Below are 22,367 nucleotides of genomic sequence, written 5' to 3'. Positions count from 1 at the left end.
CGATGCGGGTTGCGGATCTATGGGTCGAACAATGGGCTGCGGCGGGAATCGAGATCGCCTTCGGGATTCCCGGTGTCCACAACATGGCGCTCTTCGATGCATTGAAAAGGGATGGGAGGATCCGCACGGTAATCGCCCGGCACGAACTGGGCGCGGCGTACATGGCAGACGGGTACTATCGGACCACTGGTAAATACGCCCTGGTGCTCCTGATCACGGGCCCCGGGCTGACCAATGCCTTGACCGGCATTGCCGAAGCCGAGGGGGGCTCTTCGGGGATGATCGTCGTGTCCACTTTGCCGCGCTCCCGAGACGTGGGGCAAGGCCGGGGAGCTCTTCACGAGTTGCCCGACCAGAGTGCTCTGGTCGAAGGGTTAGTGAAGTTCTCCCTCACGGTGCCCCGTCCCGAGGAGGCCGCCCGAATGATGCAAGAGGTCCTCGACACGCGATTTGTCGGGCGTGCTGCGCCGCTGTATATCGATATTCCTTATGACTTGCTCGATGCGGAGGTCTCCGAAATCTCCCCGCCAGCCGGGGAGGCCGGGGAGACCGGTGTACCTCGGGCCGGTGTCTCGCCTGAGCCCGATGTTCCGTCTGAAACGGGGAGTGCCGGACCGGACGATCTGCTGTTCCGTGACAATCGCTCAGGAGAGCCTTCCTTTCCCTGGCCCGTCTACTTCGCGGGCGACGGGAACCCGTCCCCTTGGCTGGGACTTCTGGAAGGGAAAGTCCGCTCTTGGAAGCGCCCGGCGGTGGTGGTGGGTCCCGAGGCCGCAGCCGTTGCCCCGCTTTGTCGGGAATTGGTCAGCCGGTGGGGGGTACCGGCTTTGACCACCGTTGCGGCAAAGGGGGTCATCTCCGGAAGTGATCCGTGGTTCGCGGGTACCACTTGGACGCCAGGAGTTGAGAAACTTCTTGCCGGCTGCGATGGGCTCCTGGCCATCGGCACCCGATGGTCCCTGCGGGACTGGCACCGGGAGCAAAGGCCCGGAGCGGAAACGGTGCTGATTACCCCCGATCCCCGGGCAGTGCGACCGGATGCCGCGCTGTCCGCGGTGGTGGCGGGTCCACTCGATGCCGTGCTCCGGAGCCTGCTCGAAGACTTGCCCTGGGAGGAAGCGGCGGCCAGGGACGGCACCCAAGCTCACCGCGCCCATCTGGCCCGGACCGCGGCCGCTGCAGAGGCGGAGCGAGTGGTCCCGGAGTTTGATCTGTGGCTTCGGGCCGTGCGCCACGCCCTCCCTATCGACGCCCTGCTGGCCGTAGACAGTTGTCTGGTGGGTATCGCCATGGCCCGGTATCTGCCTGTGTTAAACCCGGGCGGGTTTTTGTACCCGATGCAGTATTGCTCCCTGGGTTTCGCCGTACCCGTGGCAATAGGGGCGGCGCTGGGCGGCGCGGGGCAGGCGGTAGCCCTCACCGGGGACGGGAGTTTGATGTTCACGCTCCCGGAGTTGGCCACCGCCGTTCAGGAAGACGTTCCCCTACTGGTGGTGGTTTTCAACAACCGGGCTTACGGCTCCGTCAGGGATAATCAGCGCAAGGCCTACGGGCGCACGGCCTATGTGGAACTGCCCGGCCCAAACATGGAACAACTGGCCGGTGCTTTTGGTTTTGCGTATCAAAAAATGGCATGGCAAGATCTCCCGGCAAATCTCTGGCGGGCTTTTCCCCTGAGGGATCGCCGGTTGTGGGAGGTGGACGACAGCCCGGTGGATACGTATTGAAGAAGCGGCAAGTGCGCTATTTTCCACTCCGGTCCCCGGCGCCGCCCCCCAGGGCGGCATCGCGGTCCCGGGCCCATCAACGGTAAAATTTTCGAAAATCCGGTTTGCGTTTTTCGAGGAAAGCGTTGCGCCCTTCCATGGATTCTTCCGTATCGTAATAAAGTGCCAGGGCACCCATGGCCAATTCGTCGATGCCCTTGATATGGGCGGTGTCGGCATTAAAGGAGGCTTTGAGGATGCGGAGGGCGTAGGGGCTGCGCTCCAGAAGTTCCTGGGCCCAGCGGTCGACCTCTGTCATCAGTTCTTCCTTAGGGACCACTTTGTTGACGAGCCCCATCTGGTGGGCTTCTTGGGCGGAGTAGCGGCGGCACAGGTACCAGATCTCCCGGGCCCGCTTTTCCCCGACCACCCGGGCGAGATAGGCCGAGCCGTAGCCCGCGTCAAAGCTTCCCACTTTGGGGCCGACCTGGCCGAAAACTGCGTGTTCCGCGGCGATGGTCAGATCGCAGAGCACGTGGAGGACATGGCCGCCCCCGATGGCATACCCGTTCACCGCGGCGATCACCGGTTTGGGAATATTCCTCATGATCTCGTGCAATCCCATCACATCCAGGCCGATCCCCATGTCCCGGCCCCGGGTGCCGCCGTACCCGCCCTTCTCCCGCACCTTTTGATCTCCTCCCACGCAGAAGGCCCGATCCCCGGCCCCGGTGAGGACCACAACCCCCACCTCTTGATCATCCCAAGCATCTTCAAAAGCGGCGATCATTTCCCTCACGGTCACATCGCGAAAGGCGTTGAGTACTTCGGGCCGATTGATCGTAATCTTGGCAACACCTTGGTGTTTTTCGTAGAGAATGTCTTGGAATTCCACGGGATGCCCCACCTTTCTAGAAATGTGAGAAAAGGCTTGTCAAACCGGACAGTTCCATTATAATATGAACTTGTAGATTTCACAATAGAACCACTGTTTCACCCGCGAAACGATTGTCAACAAAAATGCTGGAAGGGATTGTGAGGAGTGGATTATCGGGTACCGTCGGTGGACGCGGGGATGAAGATTCTGCATCTGTTGAGTCGGTACAAGCACCGCAACAGCACCCTTGCGCACATCACCCAGGAGCTGGGCATTAGTAAAGCCACGGTGTTTCGCATCCTCAAAACGTTTCAGTCGTGGCAGGTGGTGCGCTACGACGACAAGACCAAAACCTATTCACTCGGCATTCAAATGGTGTTGCTCGGGGAGCGGGCCAAGGAGTTTCTCGACTATTTGACCGTCGCCCGGACATTTCTCCGCCGGGCGGCAGAAGATACGGGGTTTACCTGCGTCCTGGTTCAACGCGTGAAGCCGGATACTCTGGCCTACGTGGCAAAAGAGGAAGCGCCGGGAAATTTTCGCGTCACCGTGTCCCTGGGAAGGCGGTTTCCCATCACCAGTGCGGCTTTCGGAAAGTGTTTTCTCAGCCACATTCCGTGGGAGGACGTGGAGGATCTCGTCCATCGGTACGGCATCGAGCGGTTTACCGAACGCACGGTCACCGACCTCGCCTCGTTGCGGGGGCAGTTGGAGCAATTCCGCGCCCAAGGGTACGCAGTCAGTTATGGCGAGCACACCCCTGGTTTCCACAGCGTGGCCGCTCCGGTATTCGTTGGCAAAGGCACCATCGCCTTTGTGCTGGCCGTGATCGGGAATTCGGTGGCGCTGCCCGATGACGTGATGAAGGAGGTGGGGAGGCGGCTCCGGGCCATTTCCGCGGACCTCAGCGAGGCGTTAGACAAACTTGGGGTACCGGTGTCCTTGTTTGCAGTTTCGGAAGATGAGGAAGCGGGATCGCAACCCCGCAGGTCGGAACAAAGTGTGGAGGTGCGGGAATGAAAAGGCTAGAAGAAAAGGTGGCCATCGTGACCGGCTCCGCCCGGGGAATCGGCCGGGGAATCGTAGAAAAATTCGTATCTGAAGGAGCCCGGGTGGTGGTGGCGGACATCCTGGAGGACGCAGCCCGGGAGACGGCGGAAGCCCTCAAGGCACGGGGAGCCGAGGCCATCGCGATTCCTGTGGACGTCACATCCAAAGAGTCGGTGGACGAGATGGTGGAGCGGACGGTGAGGTATTTTAGTCGGGTGGACATTCTCGTGAACAACGCGGGATGGGACAAGGTGGAGCCGTTTATCGACAATGACGTCGCCGTATGGGACCGCATCATCCGGATCAACCTGTACGGGACGCTTTTTGGCTGCAAAGCGGTCCTGCCGCACATGATTGAACAGGGGTATGGAAAGATCGTCAACATCGGTTCGGACGCCGGCCGGGTGGGCTCCACCGGGGAAGCGGTGTATTCCGCCACCAAAGGCGGAGTGATCGCCTTTACGAAGACGTTGGCCCGGGAGATGGCCCGACACCGCATCAATGTGAACTGCGTGAGTCCGGGTCCGGCGGATACACCGCTTTTTGCCGAAGTGGGGTCGTACAATCCAAAAATCCGGGACGCCTTGATCCGGGCGATTCCTTTCCGTCGACTGGCTCTTCCCGAGGATCTGGCCAATGCCGTGGCGTTTCTGGCATCGGACGAAGCGGCCTATATCACCGGTCAGACCCTCAGCGTCAGTGGTGGACTGACCATGTGTTAGGGGGCGATGGGGATGGGGTTCGAAACGCTGTTGACCCGGGAACAGATTGAACGGTACACCCGGGAAGGGTACTGGGGAAGCAAAGTGATCACCGATTTCCTGGATGAGGCGGCGGAGAAGACGCCGGACAAGCTTGCGGCGGTGGATGGGCGGTCCCGGTACACGTACCGGGAGCTGCGCCAACTGGTCGACCGGTGCGCCCTGGGGTTCTTGGAACTCGGGGTGCGCCCGGGAGACGTGGTGTCATTTCAATTGCCCAATTGGAACGAATGGGTCATCGCGCATTTTGCGGCGACCCGGATCGGCGCGATTAGCAACCCCCTCGTGCCGATCTACCGGGACCGGGAAATCCGCTTTATGTTGGGGTTGGCTGAACCGAAAATCATGGTGATCCCCGATAGATTTCGAAATTTTTCATATCCGGAAATGATGGAGCGCCTCCGGCCGTCCATGCCGTTCCTTCGGCACATCTTGGTGGTCGGGGACGAGGTGCCGCTGGGCCAAGAGTCGTGGAAAACCTTTATGGAGACGAAATGGGAGAAAATCCGAGATCCCGGGGAGTTGGCAGCCTTGCGCCCGGACGCCAACGAGGTGACGGAACTGATCTTTACGTCCGGAACAACAGGGGAGCCCAAAGGGGTGTTGCACACCCATAATACGGTCATTTCCACAGACGTTCTCACGGCCAGATTGCTGAATTTTGACGCAGACACCGTGATCCACATGGCCTCGACCTTCGCCCACCAGACCGGTTTTCTGTATGGTCCCCGACTGGTGACCTACCTGGGGAGCACGGGGATCTACCAAGATATTTGGAATGTGGATAGATTTGTAGAAATGGTCGAGGAGTTTGGGATTCACATGACCATGGGGGCAACGCCCTTTCTTCATGATCTGGTCAGGGCCCCCAATCTCGATCAACATGACCTGAGTTCCTTGCGGGTTTTCATCTGCGCGGGTGCACCGATCCCCCGGCCCCTCTTGCGCGAGGCGCGCAAGCGATTGCCTGGAGTGGCGGTGCTCGGCGGTTGGGGGCAGACGGAAGACGCCTTGGTGACGTTGAGCCGGATGGGCGACTCCGAGGAAAAGATTACTTCCACCGACGGCCTCCCCGTTCCGGGGATGGAGGTGCGGGTGGTGGACGGGTCCGGACGCCTTCTGCCGCCTGGGCAACCGGGGCGGCTCCAATGCAAAGGACCCTTTCTGTTCGTGGGTTATGCGAAACGCCTGGAATTGACCCGGGCCAGTTTTGATGGGGAATGGTTTGACACCGGGGATTTTGCGGTCATCGATGAGGAGGGTTATGTGAGCATCGAGGGGCGGGCCAAAGATATTATCATCCGGGGCGGGGAGAATATCCCGGTAACTTATGTGGAAAATGTGCTTCACGAGCACCCGGATATTGAGCAGGTGGCCATTGTGGCGATGCCCGATCCCCACCTCCAGGAGCGGGCTTGTGCCTTTGTGATTCTTAAGTCCGGGGCGACCTTGACCTTGGCAGATCTGCAGCAGTTTTTGCAGGAGAAAGGGGTGGCCAAGCCCTATTGGCCCGAACGGGTGGAGGTGGTAGATGAATTCCCCAGGACAGCCAGCGGGAAGATCCAAAAATTCAAGCTCCGAGAGGAAATCGCCCGACAATTACAACGTGAAGGAGAACAATGATGCTCGACTTTTCCTTTTCGACTGAACAGGAGACGATGCGGCGGTTGTTTCGGGATTTTGCCGAATCGGTGTTGTTGCCCCGGTACCGGGAATGGGATGCCAAAGAGGAGTTCCCCTGGGAGCAGTGGAATCGAATGGCCGAGATTGGTTTAACGGGGATGACGATCTCTGAACAATACGGCGGGGCCGGGATGGGGTACGTGGAAGCCGGCATTGCGGCGGAGGAGGTGGGGCGGGGGGATTTTAACTGTGCCTACGCGGTGATCCTGAACGGGCTTGTGGGGGAGATCCTCGAGCGCCACGGAGGGGACCGGGTAAAGAAGGAATTTCTCCTGCCCATGGCCAAGGGGGAAAAACTCATCGCCCTTGCCCTTACAGAACCCGGAACGGGCTCGGATGCCGCCGCCATCAAGACCACGGCGGTACGGGAAGGAGATCATTATATCATCGCCGGGGAAAAGTCCGGGATCAGTTTGGCGACGGTGGCCCACGCGGCCGTAGTCTTTGCCAAGACCGATCCGGAACAGCGCTCCAGGGGTGTGACCGCCTTCCTGGTCCCCTTGGACGCGCCGGGCGTGGCCCGTTCGGCTTACCAGGACATGGGTAACCGACCCATCGGCCGGGGATCGCTTTTTTTCGATCGGGTCGAAATCCCGCTGGAGTACCGGGTGGGGGATGAAGGCCAGGGGTTTTATGGGGCGATGAACGGATTCGACTTCAGTCGAGTGCTCATTGCTCTGCAGTGTATCGGAGCGGCGGAGAAGACCCTGGAAGAAACGGTGGAGTACGTCAGACAACGACAAGCTTTCGGAAAGCCGTTGGCCGCCTTTGAGGGTGTATCATTCCCCATCGCCGAGCACCACGCCAAGCTGGAGATGGCCCGCTGGTACGGTTATAGGGCCCTGTGGCTTCGGGACGAGAACCTGCCGCACACCACCGAGGCGGCGGCATGCAAGTGGCTCGGCCCCAAGCTTGCGGCGGAGGCCATCCACGATTGTCTGTTGCTTCACGGACATTACGGTTACACCCGGGATCTGCCTATTGAGCAGCGCCTCCGGGATGTGATCGGTTTGGAGATCGGCGATGGCACCGCTCACACCCAGAAGATCGTGATCGGCCGGGAGGTGATCGGCCGGGAGTTCCGGCCGTACTGATGAACGGTACCACCAGGCGGTTTCGCCGCGGTCCTGGCCGGAGAGACCGCCTGGTTTACATTCCTCGTGTTTATCTCGGTGCCCCGGACGATCCGTCGAGCCGACTTTTCAGGGCTGCGATGTCCCGTTCGATGCGGTGCAGGTGCCCCTGGATGTCGTCAATCTCCCGTTGTGCTTTGTAGTTGATGGCGAAATCGATAATCGATTCGTGGCGGTCCCTGGCCGCTTGGCGGTTCTGGCTCATCATGATGATCGGGGCCTGGAAAGCTGCCAAACACGATAACACGAGGTTCAACAAGATAAATGGATACGGGTCAAAATGGGGGGTAGGCCGCAGTATGTTCCAGATCATCCACAACACCAAAAAGAGACTAAAAATACCAATGAATCTCCAACTGCCTCCAAAGGCCGTAATCCGATCAGCCGCCCGGTCGCCAGCGGTAGTGGACTGATTGTACTCTTCTTCAATTCGACTGAGAATCCGGCTGTGGTACTCTTCCACTAAATCATTAATTCTCTCCGCATCCTCCGCCCCCACTTGAACGGTGAAGCCGGCGACCTGTCCATGAGCTCTCCTCCGCAGGAGGGCGAGTCGGTTTGGAAGTGCGATTCGTCGGCGCTCCATGTTCATCCATCCTCCTTGTAAACCCAGCGATTCTGATGTTCTCTTACATCCGACATGGGTGGTTAGACCAAGGGTAGACAGAAAAAGCGTCGGAGATCAATGAACCTGCCGGGTCGCAATGCCACGGTTCGCCGTCTCACCTTCGTCGTTAAGCCTTCCATCGTGTACAATCAAATCGATGGTCAACTCAGGAATGCGGAGTGGAGCCCATTGCACCTTTTCCAAGTGGTCTTGTCGGTGGTCACCGGGGCGTTTATCGGTCTGGTGACCAATGGTTTGGCGATTGCGATGTTGTTTCGTCCGTGGCACCCGTGGCGAATCGGAAGATGGCGGGTGCCGCTGACTCCCGGACTGATTCCCCGGCGTCGGGAGGAGATCGCCCATCGGTTGGGCGAGATTGTCCAAGAACATCTTCTTCCGGCGGACAGCGTGCAAAAGGCCTTGCGGACGATGGATATGGAAGGTGCGTTTCGTGAGGCGTTGGATCACCTGGCCGCATGGGTAGAGGCGGAGGGGGTGGTCCGACTGGCGAATGAGGTCGCGGATTGGGCGGAGGGGTGCCGATCCGTCGGCCGTCGGGACGCACCGGAGGAATCGGAAACGGAACAAGCCGTGTTCCCGGGTGTGGAACGGGGCGGGGTTTCCCGGGACTTATTCGCCCGTTTTGTCCCCGGCCTTGTCCGGCGGTTGGCGGACAGTGTAGAAGGGGCGGCGCTGATCCGGGAACTCATCGGCCGGGGTCTCGAGTTCGCCGCGGCTGCCACCCAGGACCTCAAAGTGCGCCGGGGGCTTGCGGAGGAAATCCAGCGCTGGTTGCAGCACCAAGGGTGGCTCGGCCGTTTGGCCGGCGCCCTGAGTGCCGAGGATCGGGTGGCCGAAGAGTTGCTCCGGGCGTTGCGGGATTGGCTGACCGCCCCGGGTACCGCCGGGGCTGTGGAAGGCTGGGTCGTGAAGGAGTTGTTGCCGGGTGTGGCAGGTCTTTTGGAACAGCGACCGAGTGGCGCGGCCCCCCGTTTGATCCGGGAAGTCGTCTGTGAGCAGTTGGCCGACCGAGAGTGGGTGGAAGCCCAGCTGGGCGAGGCGTGGCGGTGGGTTGACAAGAGGCGCGATCGGTGGGAACCCCGGTTGCGCACCTGGATTTTGACACGCGTGGATATCCTCCTCCCCCACCTGTGGCGCCGTGTCCCCCTGGCGCGAATGGTTGAAGAGCAGGTGAATCGATTCCCCCTCCCCGAACTCGAGCGGCTCATCCTGGATGTGGCCCGGAAGGAACTCGCGATGATCACATGGATGGGGGCGGTGCTGGGCGGCCTCGTTGGCCTTGCTCAGGCAGCGGTGGCTACCCTTGGATGATCGAAACGACCGGACACCGCATGGAATATTGAGGATTCCCATAAAAAATATGGGCGGTCGCCCACTCAGTTCCTGAAGCTAGCATTCTCTCACCCTGGTAGGATGAAAGAGTCAGGGGGTGAGAGAATGTGAGGGAGAAGGTGAGGCGCATCGCCCTGGAGCTGGCGGCGGTGGTGCTGGCCATTGCGGCGATTTTCACAGGCGGTGCTGTGGCTCCGGCTTCGGCGGGCCCCGGCAGCCCGGTGTCTCTCGTGTATCTGTCGGGCTTCAGTCGAGAGGCGCGACTGGGGCTTCTGGACCGGATCGCCGGGAACGCGGATGTGGTGTCTCCAGATTTCTTCCAAATTCAACCGGACGGAAGTTTGGCGAATTACGTGGACGATGGGCTGGTGCAAGCGGCCCATGATCGCGGACTTGAAGTGGTGCCTTTTATCGGAAACGATTGGAACCGGGAGGCCGGGCGAAGAGCTTTGGCGAACGGGCCCGCCCTGGCGGCCCAAATCGCGGGGATTGTGAGCGGGCGGAACTTAGATGGGGTCATCGTCGATCTGGAGAATCTGACGGTTGCAGACCGGGGTGCCTTGACAGCCTTTGTTCAGGCCCTTCGCAACGATCTCCCCCCGTCAAAACAATTGGCGGCAACGGTGCCGGCTATTCAGGGGCCGGTCCAGTCCGGATGGGTCGCAGCCTATGACAACCAGGCGCTTGCAGCTTTATGTGACTACATCACCGTCATGACCTACGACGAGAGGGTTCAGGGCGATCCCCCGGGTCCCGTGGCCGGTGATCCCTGGGTGGAACAGTCGATCCAATACATGTTGACCCAGATTCCCAGGGACAAATTCCTGCTCGGAGTTCCCCTGTACGGCAGGCGGTGGGTGAATGGCTGGGGCGGCGATTCGATTTCTTATCCTGCCATCTCCCGGTTGGTCTCCCAGATCGGGGGCGAACCCAATTACGATCCGGTGCAGAAAACCATGCATTACGGGTATTCTGCCGGTGCAGGGTGGGTGGACATTTATTACGACAATCGAACGACCATCGCCGCCAAATTGTCTTTGGTGGCGAAATACGGCCTCAGAGGCGGATTTGCCTGGAGCTTGGGCCAAGAAGACCCTTCGGTATGGGGGATTTTCAGGCGCGCCATGAGCGGAGGGCCATTTCCCGATATTTTCAATATTGGCGCTGAACCTGCGATTCTAAAATTGTGGGAGAAAAGTTGGGTTCATGGTGATTCGGACGGCTTGTTCCATCCGAACCGTGCGGTGAGCCGAGCGGAAGCCACAGCCATGTTGGTCAACGCCCTGCGCCCGGCCCCGGCGTGGTTCGCGGGGTTTTCGGATGTTTCCCGGGGCCACTGGGCCTATGAGGTGATCGGCAGAGCTCAGGCGGCGGGTTGGGTACACGGCGTTGGGGGCGGGAGGTTTGAACCGGATCGAGCGGTGACCCGGGCGGAGGGCGCGGCCATGATCGCCAAGACCCTGGGGCTATCCGCGTCCGGTGAAAGCGGGTTTCCCGACCTGAAGGGATCCTGGGCCGAGGGCTCCGTGGCGGCACTCCGAACGAAAGGCATTATCGCCGGTTTTCCGGACGGTCTGTTTCATCCAGATCAACCCTTAACCCGGGGTGACATGGCGGTGATGGTGGCGCGGGCGATGGGACTTCTTTAAAAAATCGCGTTATAATGAAGAAGGGTCTCGATTCCCGCTTACATACATCCGCCGGCAGGGCGAAGTCCGGCGGGCCAAGAGGGGTGATCCGATGAAACTGGTCTATCACGGGCATGCGTGTTTTGAGGTGGAGGCCGACGGAAAGCGGGTGATCATCGACCCATTCCTTTCCGGCAGCCCGGTCAGCAAGATCAAGCCTGAAGATGTACAGGTCGATGCGGTGCTGTTGACCCACGGACACGGGGATCATCTCGGGGACGCCATCGCCATCGCGAAACGATTGAATGTCCCGATCATCGCTCCCTTTGAACTGGCGGCGTATTGTGCAAAAAAAGGCGCCCAAGTTCACGGGATGCATTTGGGCGGATCCCACCAGTTCGACTTTGGAAAAGTGAAGCTAACCCTGGCATTTCACGGGGCTGGCATCGAAGACGAGGATGGCGTGCACGAAGGCGGCAACCCTTGCGGTTATTTGGTGACGATGGGCGGGAGAACGTTTTATCACGCCGGGGATACGGCGCTGTTCGGAGATATGAAGCTGATCGGGGATCGCCACACCATCGACGCGGCGGCTTTGCCCATTGGCGACAATTTTACAATGGGCCCCGAAGACGCATTATACGCTGTGGAACTGCTCCGCCCCCGGACGGTGATCCCCATGCATTACAATACTTTCCCCCTCATCGCCCAGGATGTGCAGGCTTTTGCCTCGGCGGTGCGAGGGAAAGGGTTTACCTGCCAGGTGCTCGAGGTGGAAGGCAGCCTCGAAATCTGACGGCAGGTACAAACAGCGGTCAGGCCCGAGATCTGGCGGAAGGCCCTTCACCCCGCGGTGAAGGGCCTTTCAACCTCTCGGTCATGCATCGTCAGCTTTTGTTGACCAAGTTGACCATGATCCGGGCAAGCGCCTGTTGGTCCTGCTCGGAACTCACTTTCCACATCTCCTGCAGAAGGCGCTCCTGTTTGTTTTGGGGATCCACCTGCCGAGCCAGGAAGTCCCCCATTCGATAAGCGATCTGCTGGATCTGCTCGGTGCTCATCCCGGCCGCCTGCGCTTGATCAACCCGGTCGCCGAGGAAGTTCTTCCACTGCTCAAAGTTCTCGAGAACGTGCACGTGTCTGCGCCCCCTTCGGCGTAAGGTTGGGTGTTTGCCCAGCGTTATTGTGGCCGCGGTGGGGCCCCTCTATGCGGCCCCCATTTTACCCTGCCCATCGGTTGCGCCCGCCAGTGGTGCTCCGGGCGGACCGGTGGCTTTTCGCATATCGGATTGGACGGGTGCATAGCCTTGTACCAAAAGGAGGGGTCAACGTGCGGCCGAAAACCTTCTTTTGGACCTTTGTGGGTATGGTCTGTGCAGGGGTACTTTTGATCTACGGTCTGCCCCGGTTGCCCCAGCCGGATTCTCCCCAGGCGGCCACCTTTGCCGCCGCGTGGATGGCCCTTGCCCTCGTGGCCTTGGGCAGTTTTTTGTACCGATTGATGGAGGTGGACCGGGAGCGAAGGGCGCCGGACCAAGTGCCCTTGGCCGTTCGCCGGGCGGCGTCCCGGCAGATCACTCAGCTTTCCCGGCGGGATCCTGCGGACCCCCGGAAGATTCATCGGGATTATATGTAGGAAAGTACCGGGCGAGTTCGTCGGGAAGCGGGCGGGATCGCCGGGTGGCGACGTCCATGCAAACGCTGGTGACTTCGGCATCGGCTGCCACTTCTCCCCGTTCATTGAGGATCTCCTGCTTCAGGACGAAGCTCGTTCGTCCCCGTCGCAATGGTTTGGTCCAAATCGTCAGGTGGTCACCTTGACGACATTCCCGGCGATAGTTAATATTGATGTTCACCGTTACCGTTTGGATACCCATGGCCAAAAATCGGTCGTAGGGAAGATCAGCTCGTTCGTACCATTCCTCCCGCCCCCACTCCATATACTCGAGATATTTGGCATTGTTGACATGCCCATTGACATCGATCTCCGTCGAGCGGACGATGATTTCTAGAGAAACTTGCACCTTTGTCGTCTCCTTTCCCTGTTGGAGGTTGTCGTGTTCATGATCCATACTGGTCAGCAACGCCCGTTTCACAGTATAATACGCTTAGAAATGGCCGGTCACGGAGGCGGGTTATGGCGACCAAACACGAACTCATTTTACAACATATTGAGGATTTGGCCGTGGGAAGTAAGATCTCCGTCCGGCAGATTGCCAAGATGATGGACGTCAGTGAAGGAACGGCGTATCGGGCGATCAAAGAGGCGGAGATGCGGGGGATCGTCAGCACCATCGAGCGCGTGGGCACGGTCCGGATCGAAAAGCAGCAAAAGAAGAATATCGAGCGCTTGACCTTTGCGGAAGTGGTCAATATCGTGGATGGTACGGTCCTCGCGGGCCGCGGTGGGCTGCACAAAACGCTGACGAAGTTTGTCATTGGCGCCATGGAGATCGACGCGATGCTGCGCTATATCGACAAGGATTGCCTGCTCATCGTCGGCAACCGGGAAGAAGCGCACCGGGCTTCCCTGGAGCACGGGGCGGCGGTGTTGATTACCGGGGGATTCGATACCAACGACGAGGTGAAGGAGCTGGCGGATCGGCGGGAATTGCCGCTGATCTCTTCGGCCTACGATACCTTCACCATTGCGACGTTGATCAATCGCGCCATTTATGACCGGCTGATCAAGAAAGAGATCGTTCTGGTTGAAGATCTGATCGGGGATACCAAGCCGGTCAGCATCTCCCTGTCCGCCCGGGCCGGGGACTATCGGGCTTTGGTGAACCTGACGGGGCACAGCCGATTTCCGGTGGTGGATCCGCAGTTCCGGGTCGTGGGGATGCTCACGTCCAAAGACGTTACCGGGGAGCCAGACGAAGCCCCGGTGGAACGGCTGATGTCGAAGAATCCCATCACGGTGACGCCCAAGACGTCGGTGGCCTCGGCGGCTCATATCATGGTGTGGGAAGGTATCGAGCTGTTGCCCGTGGTTGAAAATCGCCGGCTGATGGGAGTGATCAGCCGTCAAGATGTTATCAAGGCGCTGCAGTACATGCAAAAGCAGCCCCAGGTCGGCCAGACCATCGAGGATATCATCCTCAGCCAATTTAAAGAAGAAAAAGGCCCTGATCGCACCGTATGGTTGGTCGGGGATATTACCCCCCAGATGAGCAATCGGCTCGGCGGTGTGTCCACAGGGGTGTTGATGACCCTCATCGCCGAAGCCGGGTCCAGTGCCATCCGCCGTAGTCGGCACTCGGACATGGTGGTCGAGAATGTCTCCATCTATTTCCTCAAACCGATCCAGATTGACAGCACCTTGTCGGTGAAGGCCGCGGCGATTGACATGGGCCGGAAATTTGGCAAAGCCGACGTAGAGCTCTATCATAATGGGGAATTGGTCGGAAAGGCCTTGTTTACCGCCCAGGTGCTGGAACGGTAACGCGGGGTGCGCCGCCGGTGGCTGAGGCGGCCTTTTTTGTCCCCGAGGCTTGGAGGTGTAGGGATACGGGTCAAGAAGGCACCTTTGTGCATCTTCATGTTCATAGCGCGTATTCTTTGCTTCGGGGTGTTTGCCGCCTGGAAGCCTTGATCCAACGGGTCGTGGCGGAAGGGATGCCTGGGGTCGCCATCACCGATTGGGCGAATTTGTACGCGGCGATTCGGTTCGTTCGATTGGCCAAGGAGGCGGGGATCCGGCCGATCCTGGGAGCCCAGATTCCCCTGGTCGAAGAAAGCCCTCAGAGGCCGTCGAGAGGGGATCCGCCGGCCGTGGTTCTTTTGGCCGAGTCGGAAGAGGGTTTTCGAGGGCTGATTCGCCTGGTGAGCCTGGCTCATGACGGACCGGAGGTGGGGGTGTCCTGGGAGGCGGTGAAAGCGCACGCCCCCGGCCTGTTTTTGCTTTCCGGCGGCGCAGAGGGCCCGGTGGATGCGGCTTTGGCCCGGGGCGATACGGAAAGGGCCCGGGACTGGCTGCGGCGGTTTGTCGAAGTGTTCGGGCCAAACCGGGCGTGGCTGGAAGTGCAGGACGACGGAAGTGAAAGGGGGCGTTTGAGCCACTACCGGTTGGTTTCTCTCGGGGAAGAGTATGGACTCCTGCCGGTCGCCACGGCGGACGTGCATTACATCGACCCCGAGGACGCGCCCCTGGCCCGGGTGGTGCAAGCCCTCCGGCAAGGGGATGACGGGGCCCCGCCACCCTCCCCTTCCCCTCAGTGGTTTGCCTCTTCCGCCGAGATGCGGGCACGGTTTGCACACCTCCCCCAGGCCGTGAACGCCGCTTTGGAGATTGCAGAGCGGTGCCGGGTGGAGTTGCCTCTGGGCCGGGTGTTGCTGCCTTCTTTTGACGTGCCCGGAGGGGAGAGCCCGGATGGATACCTCCGGCGGTTATGTCAGGAGGGCCTCCGACAGCGGGTGGGCGATCCCATACCCACTTCGTACCGGGACCGATTGGAGCACGAGCTCAGCGTCATCGCCCGGATGGGATTTGCGAGCTATTTTCTGATCGTGTGGGATTTTATTCGGTACAGTCGGGAACGCGGCATTGCCACCGGCCCCGGGCGGGGATCGGCAGCGGGAAGTTTGGTGGCGTACGCCCTGGGGATTACCGGGGTGGATCCCGTGCGCCACCACCTGTTGTTCGAGCGCTTCTTGAACCCGGAGCGGGTGAGCATGCCCGATATCGACATCGATTTTGAAGATGAACGCCGTTTTGAAGTCATTGATTACGTGGCCCAAAAATACGGCCAGGATCGGGTCGCCCAGATTATTACCTTCGGAACCATGGCGGCCCGGGCGGCCATTCGGGACGCCGGTCGGGTGACCGGTCTCCCACCGGCTTTGGTGGACCGGGTGGCGAAACTCGTGCCGGCTTCCTTGGGAATCACGTTGGACCAAGCTTTGGTGGAGGAACCCCGACTTCGGGCGTTGAAGGATGAGAATGAGCAGGTCCGGACGTTGCTGACGGTGGCTAAGGGACTGGAAGGGTTGCCCCGTCACACGTCGACCCACGCCGCCGGGGTTGTGATTGCCCCTTCGGCCTTGACCGATATCGTCCCGGTGCAGCGCACCCCGGAGGGAGGGTTGATTACCCAGTACGACATGGCTTCCCTTGAAGCCGTGGGGTTATTGAAAATGGATTTCCTGGGGTTGCGCACCCTTTCGATCATTGAGCACACCCGGGAGTTGGCGGGGGAGCGCCTGGGGCATGCTGTGGAAATCGACGAGGAGTACACCGATCCGAAAACCTATGAACTTCTGGGCCGGGGCGATACGGACGGGTGTTTTCAGCTCGAGTCTTCCGGGGTAAAACATGTTTTGCGGGACTTGCAGCCGAACTGTTTTGAAGACATCGTGGCGGTGATCTCCTTGTACCGCCCGGGGCCGATGGAGAATATCAGCCGATACATCGACGCCAAGCACGGTCGGGTGCCGATCCACTATCCCCACCCGGATTTGGAACCGATTCTCCGAGATACCTACGGAATTGTGGTGTATCAGGAGCAGATCATGCAGATCGCCTCGCGGATGGCGGGATTCACGCTCGGCCAGGCCGATGTTCTCCGCCGGGCGGTGGGCAAGAAGAAAAGAGAGGTTTTAGAACAACAGCGCGCGGCCTTTGTGGCCGGATGCCTTAGGCAGGGACATCCCAGGGATTTGGCCGAGGAACTGTACGACCTCATCGTGCGCTTTGCCGATTATGGGTTCAACCGCTCCCACGCGGTTGCATACGCTGTGTTATCCTGGCGTACCGCGTATCTCAAGGCGCACTACCCCGCGGAGTTTTTCGCTTCCCTGCTGTCCGCTGCCATGGCTTCGGCCGATAAGGTGGCCCAATACGTGGAAGAGGCTTTTCAGCGGGGCATCGAGGTATTGCCCCCTTCGGTGCAAACCAGCGGGGCGGGGTTTACGGTGAGGGAAGATGGCAAGATCCGTTTCGCCTTGGGAGCGATTAAACATGTGGGCCAAGCTGCGGTCCAGGCGGTGCTTGGCGCCCGGAGGGCGGGGCCGTTTCACTCTTTCGAGGATTTTCTGTCCCGGGTGGATCACCGGGCGTGCCATCGACGGACGGTGGAGGCGCTGATTCGAGCCGGTGCTTTCGATGAACTGGGTGAGAACCGGGATGAATTGCTCGGCCGCTTAGAGCGGGAGAGTCACTGGGGCGGGGGCGGTGCCCAGTTGACGTTTTTTGGCGAGGAGAGCCCCGGACGCCGGGCGAGTTCGGAGAATGAACAGGAGAAAATTCGGCATGAAAAAGAGTTGATGGGGCTGACGTTCACCGGAGCCCGGGTCTACATCCGAGTGAAGCGGGGTGGGCCGGAGACGCTGAAGCAACTGGGGCAGGTGTTGGCCCGGCATCCCGGGAGCTGGCGGGTTCGCCTGGTTCGTTCCAGCCGGGACGTCCGGGAACTCGGAGACAGGTGGCGGGTGCAACCCGGTCCCGGACTGACATCGGATGTGGAAGCGTTGCTGGGAGAGAGTTCCATCGTGTATCATTTGACCTAGTTGGGAGGAGGGGCGTTTATGGCGCCTTCAATGGTGGAATTGTTGGCTCGGCGGGGGGTACAAATCCAAGATATCGCCGAGATCGTGCTCATGCTTCAAAAACCGTTTCACCCGAAGTTGACTTTGGAAGAGTGCGTGGAAAGTGTGCTCACGGTGTTGGAGAAGCGGGAGGTGCAGCACGCCCTTTACACGGGAATTGCTTTGGACGAATTGGCGGAGAAGAAGCTGCTGCCAGAGCCTTTGCAGTCGATTATGGAAAGAGATGAGCCCCTGTACGGCGTGGATGAGATTATGGCATTAGCCATTACCAACGTTTACGGGTCGATCGGATTGACCAGCTTCGGGTACCTTGATAAAGAGAAAACGGGCATTCTGGCGAAATTAAACGAAAAGGGCCCGGCGATTCATACGTTTCTCGATGATCTGGTGGCCGGCCTGGCGGCGGCGGCCTCGGCGCGAATCGCCCACGATAAGGCTCCGGCGGATTATTGGGAATCCGGGTCGGTCCAATAAACGGCATTGCTTCACCCGATCTTCACAAAAAATGCATGACCGGATGATTTCAATTTGGTATAATGCGAACAATAAGCTATTTTTCCGATAGCGGCTAAGAAAGGGAGGACTACGGATGGCGCTGCGAGAGGACGCGCTAAAACTGCACCGGGATCATCATGGGAAGCTGGCGGTGGTTTCGAAGGTGGCGTTAAAGACGACCCGGGATCTGAGTCTGGCGTATTCTCCGGGCGTCGCGGAACCGTGCAAGGAGATCCAGGTGCGGCCCGAGGCTGTATACGAGTACACCAACCGGGGAAACCTGGTGGCGGTAGTGAGCAACGGGACAGCTGTGCTGGGCCTCGGGGACATCGGTCCCCTTGCGGCGTTGCCGGTGATGGAGGGAAAGGCGGTATTGTTCAAGACCTTCGCCGGGGTGGACGCCGTGCCGATCTGTCTGGATACATCGGACGTGGACGAGGTCGTGGAGACGGTGAAACGGCTGACGCCCTCTTTCGGCGGGGTAAACCTGGAAGACATCGCGGCGCCGGAGTGTTTCGCCATCGAAGAACGATTGCGGCAAGAGGTTAATATTCCGATTTTTCATGACGACCAACACGGGACCGCGATTGTGACCTTGGCGGCGGTGCTCAATGCCCTTCGAGTGGTGGGGAAAGACATTCACCAGATCCGGGTGGTGGTCAACGGCGCAGGAGCGGCTGGGGTGGCGATCGTCAAGCTGTTGCGGTCCAGGGGCGTCCAAGAAGTGGTCCTGTGTGACCGCATTGGCGCCATTTATCCTGGGCGCCGGGAGCGGATGAATGCGGCCAAAGAAGAGATTGCGAAGATCACCAACCCTTCCGGGATTCGGGGAGATTTGGCTGAAGCGGTACGAGGGGCGGATGTGTTTATCGGCGTATCCACCGAGGGGGCGCTGACTCCGGAGATGGTGCGGACGATGGCGAAAGATCCCATTATTTTGGCCATGGCGAACCCGAATCCGGAAATCTGGCCGGAGGATGCCTACGCGGCTGGGGCGGCGGTGGTGGGGACCGGGCGGTCGGATTTTCCGAACCAGGTCAACAATGTCCTGGCGTTTCCCGGCGTGTTCCGCGGTGCCCTGGATGTCCGGGCGAGGGAGATCAACGAGGCGATGAAACAAGCGGCGGCCGATGCCATCGCCGAATTGGTGAGCGACGATGAACTCGGGCCCCGTTCTGTGATCCCCCGGCCCTTTGACCCGCGGGTAGCACCAGCGGTGGCCAAAGCGGTGGCTAAAGCGGCCATTGAGACCGGGGTAGCGGGTCTGTCCCGGGATCCAGAAGAGATCGCCGAGCGAACCCGGCGAATGGCCGGAATTCCTTGATAGGTCCTGGGCTCCTGGGGGCTGACAGCGGTTGCAGGCCCGGGGGGCCTGTGGTATCATGACCTCAAACTTGGATTGTATTCCCGATGGCGGGAAGGGGTATCGTCATGTGGACGGTCATCTATATCGCACCGAGCGAGAGGGTGGCGGAATCGATCCGATCGAGGCTGGAGACCGAAGGGTTTTTGGCTAAGGTGCGGCCCACCAGCGTCTCCAAACAACAGTACGAGATTCTGGTGCCGGAGAGTGAACTTGACGAGGTGCGGGATGTGCTGAGCGACATCCTCCACTCTTCTCACCCATAGGGGGCCAGGGGTGACATTGTGCTAAAGGACTGGTTTCAGAAAAAAACGCGGTACGCGACCCTCACCCCTCCGGTCACGGCTCCGGAGGAGCGCCGGGAGGCGATTCCCGAGGGGCTGATGAACAAGTGCAAGGGTTGTGGCGATATATTGTTGGCCAAGGAATTGGAAAAGCATGTCAAGACATGCCCCCGGTGCGGTTATCATTTTCCGCTCTCGGCTGCCGAGCGGATTGAGATCACCCTCGACGAGGGCCGTTTTTTTGAGTATGACGCCGATCTGGCCACGGTGGATCCCCTCGGATTTCCCGGCTATCCCGAGAAGATCGCAAAAGCCCGGGAGGCCACCGGATTGCGGGAGGCGGTGGTGACGGGGGAGGGAACGATCGACGGGATGCCGGTGGCACTGGTGGTGATGGACTCTCGGTTCATGATGGGGAGCATGGGTTCGGTGGTGGGGGAGAAGATCACCCGGGCCGCCGAACGGGCCAGGGAGGCTCGCCGGCCGGTGGTTTTGTTTGCGGCATCGGGGGGCGCCCGGATGCAAGAGGGGATTTTGTCGCTCATGCAGATGGCCAAAACTTCCGCCGCCTTTGCCCGGCTTCGGGAGGCCGGGGTCTTGTACATATCGGTGATGACCCATCCCACCACGGGCGGGGTGACGGCGAGTTTTGCCAGTCAGGGAGACATCATTCTCGCTGAACCCGGAGCGCTGATCGGTTTCGCGGGGCGGCGTATTATTGAACAGACGATTCACCAGAAACTTCCAGATGATTTTCAGACGGCGGAATTTCTTTTGAAGCATGGCATGATCGACCGCATTGTCCATCGGAAAGATCTACGTGCGGAGCTCTCGTTGATCCTTCGCATTCACGGGGAGGGGGCGCGCCATGGCGGGCGAGTTGCCCTTTGAGAAGCCCCTGTTGGAGTTGGAGCGAAAGATCGAAGAGCTCAAGCGTTTCACCGAAACTCAGCAGATCGATTTGGGCGAGGAAGTCACCCGGCTTGAGGAACGGGCGAAGCAACTGGCCGAGGAGATCTACGGTCATCTGACACCGTATCAGAAGGTCCAGATCGCCCGCCACCCGGATCGACCGACAACCCTGGATTATATCCACGGTTGTCTTGACGCGTTTTTGGAATTACATGGCGATCGGCTGTTCGGGGATGATCAGGCGATAGTGGGCGGAATCGGGTTATTGCAAGGGCGGCCGGTGACGGTGGTGGGGCACCAGCGGGGGCGGGACACCAAGGAGAATCTCGCGAGAAATTTCGGCATGCCCCATCCCGAAGGCTTTCGGAAGGCTCTGCGCCTGATGAAAGAAGCCGAGCGGTTTCATCGGCCCGTCCTGTGTTTTATTGACACCAGCGGGGCTTATCCCGGGATCACCTCTGAGGAGCGGGGGATCGGGATGGCCATCGCGGATAACTTGATTGAGATGGCAACCCTTTCTACTCCGCTTTTGTGCGTGGTCACCGGGGAAGGAGGGAGCGGCGGCGCCTTGGCTCTGGGCATGGGGGACCGGGTGTACATGTTGGAACACGCCGTCTACTCGGTGATCTCTGTGGAAGGGGCGGCGGCTCTGTTGTGGAAAGATGCCGGTCAGGCGCCGAGGGCCGCCGAGTCCATGCGCATTACAGCCCAGGATTTACTGCGGCTCGGCGTGATCGACGACGTGATTGAAGAGCCCTTGGGGGGAGCGCACAAAGATCCTCCTATGATGGTGGAACGGGTCAAGGCCGCCATCATCCGGGGCTTGAACGAGTTGACCGACGTGCCCGGGGACGAGTTGGTCCGTCGGCGATATGACCGGTTCCGGGCGATGGGGAGATTCGAGGAAGGATGAGGGACATCCCTCCTCTTCTTCCGGGTCTGGTTGGGACGAAAAATGTCCATGTGGGACACCTAAAGTCTATATCGGGAGGGAACCGAGGTGCAGACCATCGGAGTACTGACCAGTGGTGGGGATGCTCCTGGGATGAACGCGGCCATCCGGGCGGTGGTTCGGATGGGGATTTACCGGGGACTGAAGGTGGTGGGAATCCGGAAAGGGTACAGTGGGCTGTTGGCGGGGGATTTTGTGGACATGGACTTGGGGTCGGTGGCGGACATCATTCACCGGGGGGGAACAATTCTACAGACGGCCCGGTGTGATGCGTTCAAAACTGAGGAAGGCCAACGTCAGGCTGTAGAGAGACTTGCCACCCGGGGAATTGAAGGAGTGGTGGTGATTGGGGGTGATGGGTCTTTTAGGGGAGCCGTGGAACTGGCGAAAAGGGGAATCGCCACGGTGGGCGTTCCGGGAACCATCGACAACGACATCGCAGGAACGGACACGACCATCGGTTTTGACACGGCGGTGAACACGGTGATCGAAGCGGTGGACAAAATCCGCGATACCGCCACGTCACACGAGAGAACCTTTCTCGTGGAAGTCATGGGCCGTCGGGCCGGCGATATCGCACTCAGCGCCGGGCTCGCCTGCGGGGCGGAGACGATTCTCATTCCCGAAGAAGAGTATTCGATCGATGAAATCGTGGAGCGCCTCAAGCGCAGTTTTAATCGAGGAAAGCGGCACAGTATCCTGGTGGTGGCGGAAGGCGTGGGGAGCGCTATGGATATCGCCGATAAAATCCGGGAGCGAATCGGTTGGGAGATGCGGGTGACCGTCCTTGGACACATTCAACGGGGCGGGTCCCCCACAGCGGCGGACCGGGTGTTGGCCAGCCGGATGGGAGCCATGGCGGTGGAACTTCTCTTGCAAGGCCACAGCGCCAAAATGGTGGGCATCCAAAACCGCCGCCTGGTGGCGATAGATATGGAAGAAGCGGTGGCGCGTCCTCATCGGCCGGACCTCGGCCTCTTCGACCTCGCCCGCATACTCGCGATCTAAGGAGGGTTT

Annotated in this window: 21 protein-coding genes; 17 read left to right on the top strand and 4 right to left on the bottom strand. The window is 59.9% G+C overall.

Annotation, left to right across the window (positions count from 1 at the left end; genetic code table 11):
• Positions 1–2 precede the first annotated feature (2 nt).
• Positions 3–1,727, top strand: a complete 1,725-nt coding sequence (locus CVV65_RS12220; RefSeq protein ID WP_100668365.1) for a thiamine pyrophosphate-binding protein — start codon at positions 3–5, stop codon at positions 1,725–1,727.
• A gap of 76 nt (positions 1,728–1,803) precedes the next feature.
• On the opposite strand, the gene menB is transcribed toward CVV65_RS12220, so the two are convergent.
• Complete coding sequence (menB, locus tag CVV65_RS12215; protein WP_100668364.1) at positions 1,804–2,601, bottom strand: 1,4-dihydroxy-2-naphthoyl-CoA synthase; 798 nt, start codon at positions 2,599–2,601, stop codon at positions 1,804–1,806.
• Between the two features lie 147 nt (positions 2,602–2,748).
• On the opposite strand from menB, the gene CVV65_RS12210 reads away from it, so the two are divergent.
• Genes CVV65_RS12210 through CVV65_RS12195 form a run of 4 tightly spaced genes read left to right on the top strand, consistent with a single transcriptional unit; the run spans position 2,749 to position 7,171 of the window.
• The gene (locus CVV65_RS12210; RefSeq protein WP_100668363.1) at positions 2,749–3,603 is read left to right on the top strand and encodes an IclR family transcriptional regulator; all 855 of its coding nucleotides are present in this window, start codon (positions 2,749–2,751) and stop codon (positions 3,601–3,603) included.
• Entirely contained in the window at positions 3,600–4,355 is a 756-nt protein-coding gene (locus tag CVV65_RS12205) for an SDR family NAD(P)-dependent oxidoreductase (RefSeq protein ID WP_100668362.1), read from the top strand. The genes CVV65_RS12210 and CVV65_RS12205 overlap by 4 nt, the downstream gene beginning before the upstream one ends.
• Before the next feature lie 12 nt (positions 4,356–4,367).
• A complete protein-coding gene (locus tag CVV65_RS12200) occupies positions 4,368–6,017 on the top strand; it encodes an AMP-binding protein (protein ID WP_100668361.1) in 1,650 nt (549 codons plus the stop codon).
• Positions 6,017–7,171, top strand: a complete 1,155-nt coding sequence (locus tag CVV65_RS12195) for an acyl-CoA dehydrogenase family protein (protein ID WP_100668360.1) — start codon at positions 6,017–6,019, stop codon at positions 7,169–7,171. The genes CVV65_RS12200 and CVV65_RS12195 overlap by 1 nt, the downstream gene beginning before the upstream one ends.
• Positions 7,172–7,241: 70 nt before the next feature.
• On the opposite strand, the gene CVV65_RS12190 is transcribed toward CVV65_RS12195, so the two are convergent.
• Positions 7,242–7,796 carry a DUF1003 domain-containing protein gene (locus tag CVV65_RS12190; protein WP_100669480.1) on the bottom strand — a complete coding sequence of 185 codons (555 nt, stop codon included), beginning with the start codon at positions 7,794–7,796 and terminating at the stop codon, positions 7,242–7,244.
• Between the two features lie 99 nt (positions 7,797–7,895).
• Between CVV65_RS12190 and CVV65_RS12185 the strand changes: the two genes are divergently transcribed.
• The 3 genes from CVV65_RS12185 to CVV65_RS12175 all read left to right on the top strand — a co-directional run bounded on the left by CVV65_RS12185 (position 7,896) and on the right by CVV65_RS12175 (position 11,594).
• Positions 7,896–9,149 (top strand): DUF445 domain-containing protein, encoded by a 1,254-nt coding sequence (locus tag CVV65_RS12185; protein WP_100668359.1) that lies wholly within the window; start codon positions 7,896–7,898, stop codon positions 9,147–9,149.
• A gap of 128 nt (positions 9,150–9,277) precedes the next feature.
• Entirely contained in the window at positions 9,278–10,819 is a 1,542-nt protein-coding gene (locus CVV65_RS12180; protein ID WP_100668358.1) for an S-layer homology domain-containing protein, read from the top strand.
• Between the two features lie 91 nt (positions 10,820–10,910).
• Positions 10,911–11,594 (top strand): metal-dependent hydrolase, encoded by a 684-nt coding sequence (locus CVV65_RS12175; protein ID WP_100668357.1) that lies wholly within the window; start codon positions 10,911–10,913, stop codon positions 11,592–11,594.
• A gap of 91 nt (positions 11,595–11,685) precedes the next feature.
• On the opposite strand, the gene CVV65_RS12170 is transcribed toward CVV65_RS12175, so the two are convergent.
• On the bottom strand, positions 11,686–11,934 hold the full coding sequence (locus CVV65_RS12170; RefSeq protein ID WP_100668356.1) for a DUF3243 domain-containing protein: 249 nt from the start codon (positions 11,932–11,934) through the stop codon (positions 11,686–11,688).
• 194 nt (positions 11,935–12,128) lie between these two features.
• On the opposite strand from CVV65_RS12170, the gene CVV65_RS12165 reads away from it, so the two are divergent.
• Positions 12,129–12,434: a hypothetical protein gene (locus CVV65_RS12165; RefSeq protein WP_100668355.1), complete on the top strand. Its 306-nt coding sequence runs from the start codon at positions 12,129–12,131 to the stop codon at positions 12,432–12,434.
• Here CVV65_RS12165 and CVV65_RS12160 read toward each other — a convergent pair.
• On the bottom strand, positions 12,373–12,822 hold the full coding sequence (locus CVV65_RS12160) for an acyl-CoA thioesterase (RefSeq protein ID WP_232070191.1): 450 nt from the start codon (positions 12,820–12,822) through the stop codon (positions 12,373–12,375). The genes CVV65_RS12165 and CVV65_RS12160 overlap by 62 nt on opposite strands.
• Before the next feature lie 113 nt (positions 12,823–12,935).
• On the opposite strand from CVV65_RS12160, the gene CVV65_RS12155 reads away from it, so the two are divergent.
• The 8 genes from CVV65_RS12155 (at position 12,936) to pfkA (ending at position 22,358) form a co-directional block, all read left to right on the top strand.
• Positions 12,936–14,243 (top strand): DRTGG domain-containing protein, encoded by a 1,308-nt coding sequence (locus CVV65_RS12155; RefSeq protein WP_100668353.1) that lies wholly within the window; start codon positions 12,936–12,938, stop codon positions 14,241–14,243.
• 86 nt (positions 14,244–14,329) lie between these two features.
• Positions 14,330–17,305 (top strand): DNA polymerase III subunit alpha, encoded by a 2,976-nt coding sequence (dnaE, locus tag CVV65_RS12150; protein ID WP_100669478.1) that lies wholly within the window; start codon positions 14,330–14,332, stop codon positions 17,303–17,305.
• An 18-nt stretch (positions 17,306–17,323) separates the two neighbouring features.
• Positions 17,324–17,818, top strand: a complete 495-nt coding sequence (locus CVV65_RS12145; protein WP_100668352.1) for a phosphatidylglycerophosphatase A family protein — start codon at positions 17,324–17,326, stop codon at positions 17,816–17,818.
• A gap of 115 nt (positions 17,819–17,933) precedes the next feature.
• Positions 17,934–19,163, top strand: a complete 1,230-nt coding sequence (locus tag CVV65_RS12140; protein ID WP_100668351.1) for an NAD(P)-dependent malic enzyme — start codon at positions 17,934–17,936, stop codon at positions 19,161–19,163.
• Positions 19,164–19,270: 107 nt separating this feature from the next.
• Complete coding sequence (locus CVV65_RS12135) at positions 19,271–19,468, top strand: glutamate decarboxylase (protein ID WP_100668350.1); 198 nt, start codon at positions 19,271–19,273, stop codon at positions 19,466–19,468.
• 18 nt (positions 19,469–19,486) lie between these two features.
• Positions 19,487–20,377 (top strand): acetyl-CoA carboxylase, carboxyltransferase subunit beta, encoded by an 891-nt coding sequence (gene accD, locus CVV65_RS12130; protein WP_100668349.1) that lies wholly within the window; start codon positions 19,487–19,489, stop codon positions 20,375–20,377.
• Positions 20,355–21,311 carry an acetyl-CoA carboxylase carboxyltransferase subunit alpha gene (locus CVV65_RS12125; RefSeq protein ID WP_100668348.1) on the top strand — a complete coding sequence of 319 codons (957 nt, stop codon included), beginning with the start codon at positions 20,355–20,357 and terminating at the stop codon, positions 21,309–21,311. Before accD ends, CVV65_RS12125 begins: the two co-directional genes overlap by 23 nt.
• 87 nt (positions 21,312–21,398) lie before the next feature.
• Positions 21,399–22,358 carry a 6-phosphofructokinase gene (gene pfkA, locus CVV65_RS12120; protein WP_100668347.1) on the top strand — a complete coding sequence of 320 codons (960 nt, stop codon included), beginning with the start codon at positions 21,399–21,401 and terminating at the stop codon, positions 22,356–22,358.
• Positions 22,359–22,367 lie beyond the last annotated feature (9 nt).

The sequence above is a fragment of the Kyrpidia spormannii genome (assembly GCF_002804065.1).
Taxonomy (GTDB): Bacteria; Bacillota; Bacilli; order Kyrpidiales; family Kyrpidiaceae; genus Kyrpidia; species Kyrpidia spormannii.
Note: the sequence above shows the minus strand (reverse complement) of the source record. Positions and strands in the feature narration are given on the sequence as shown.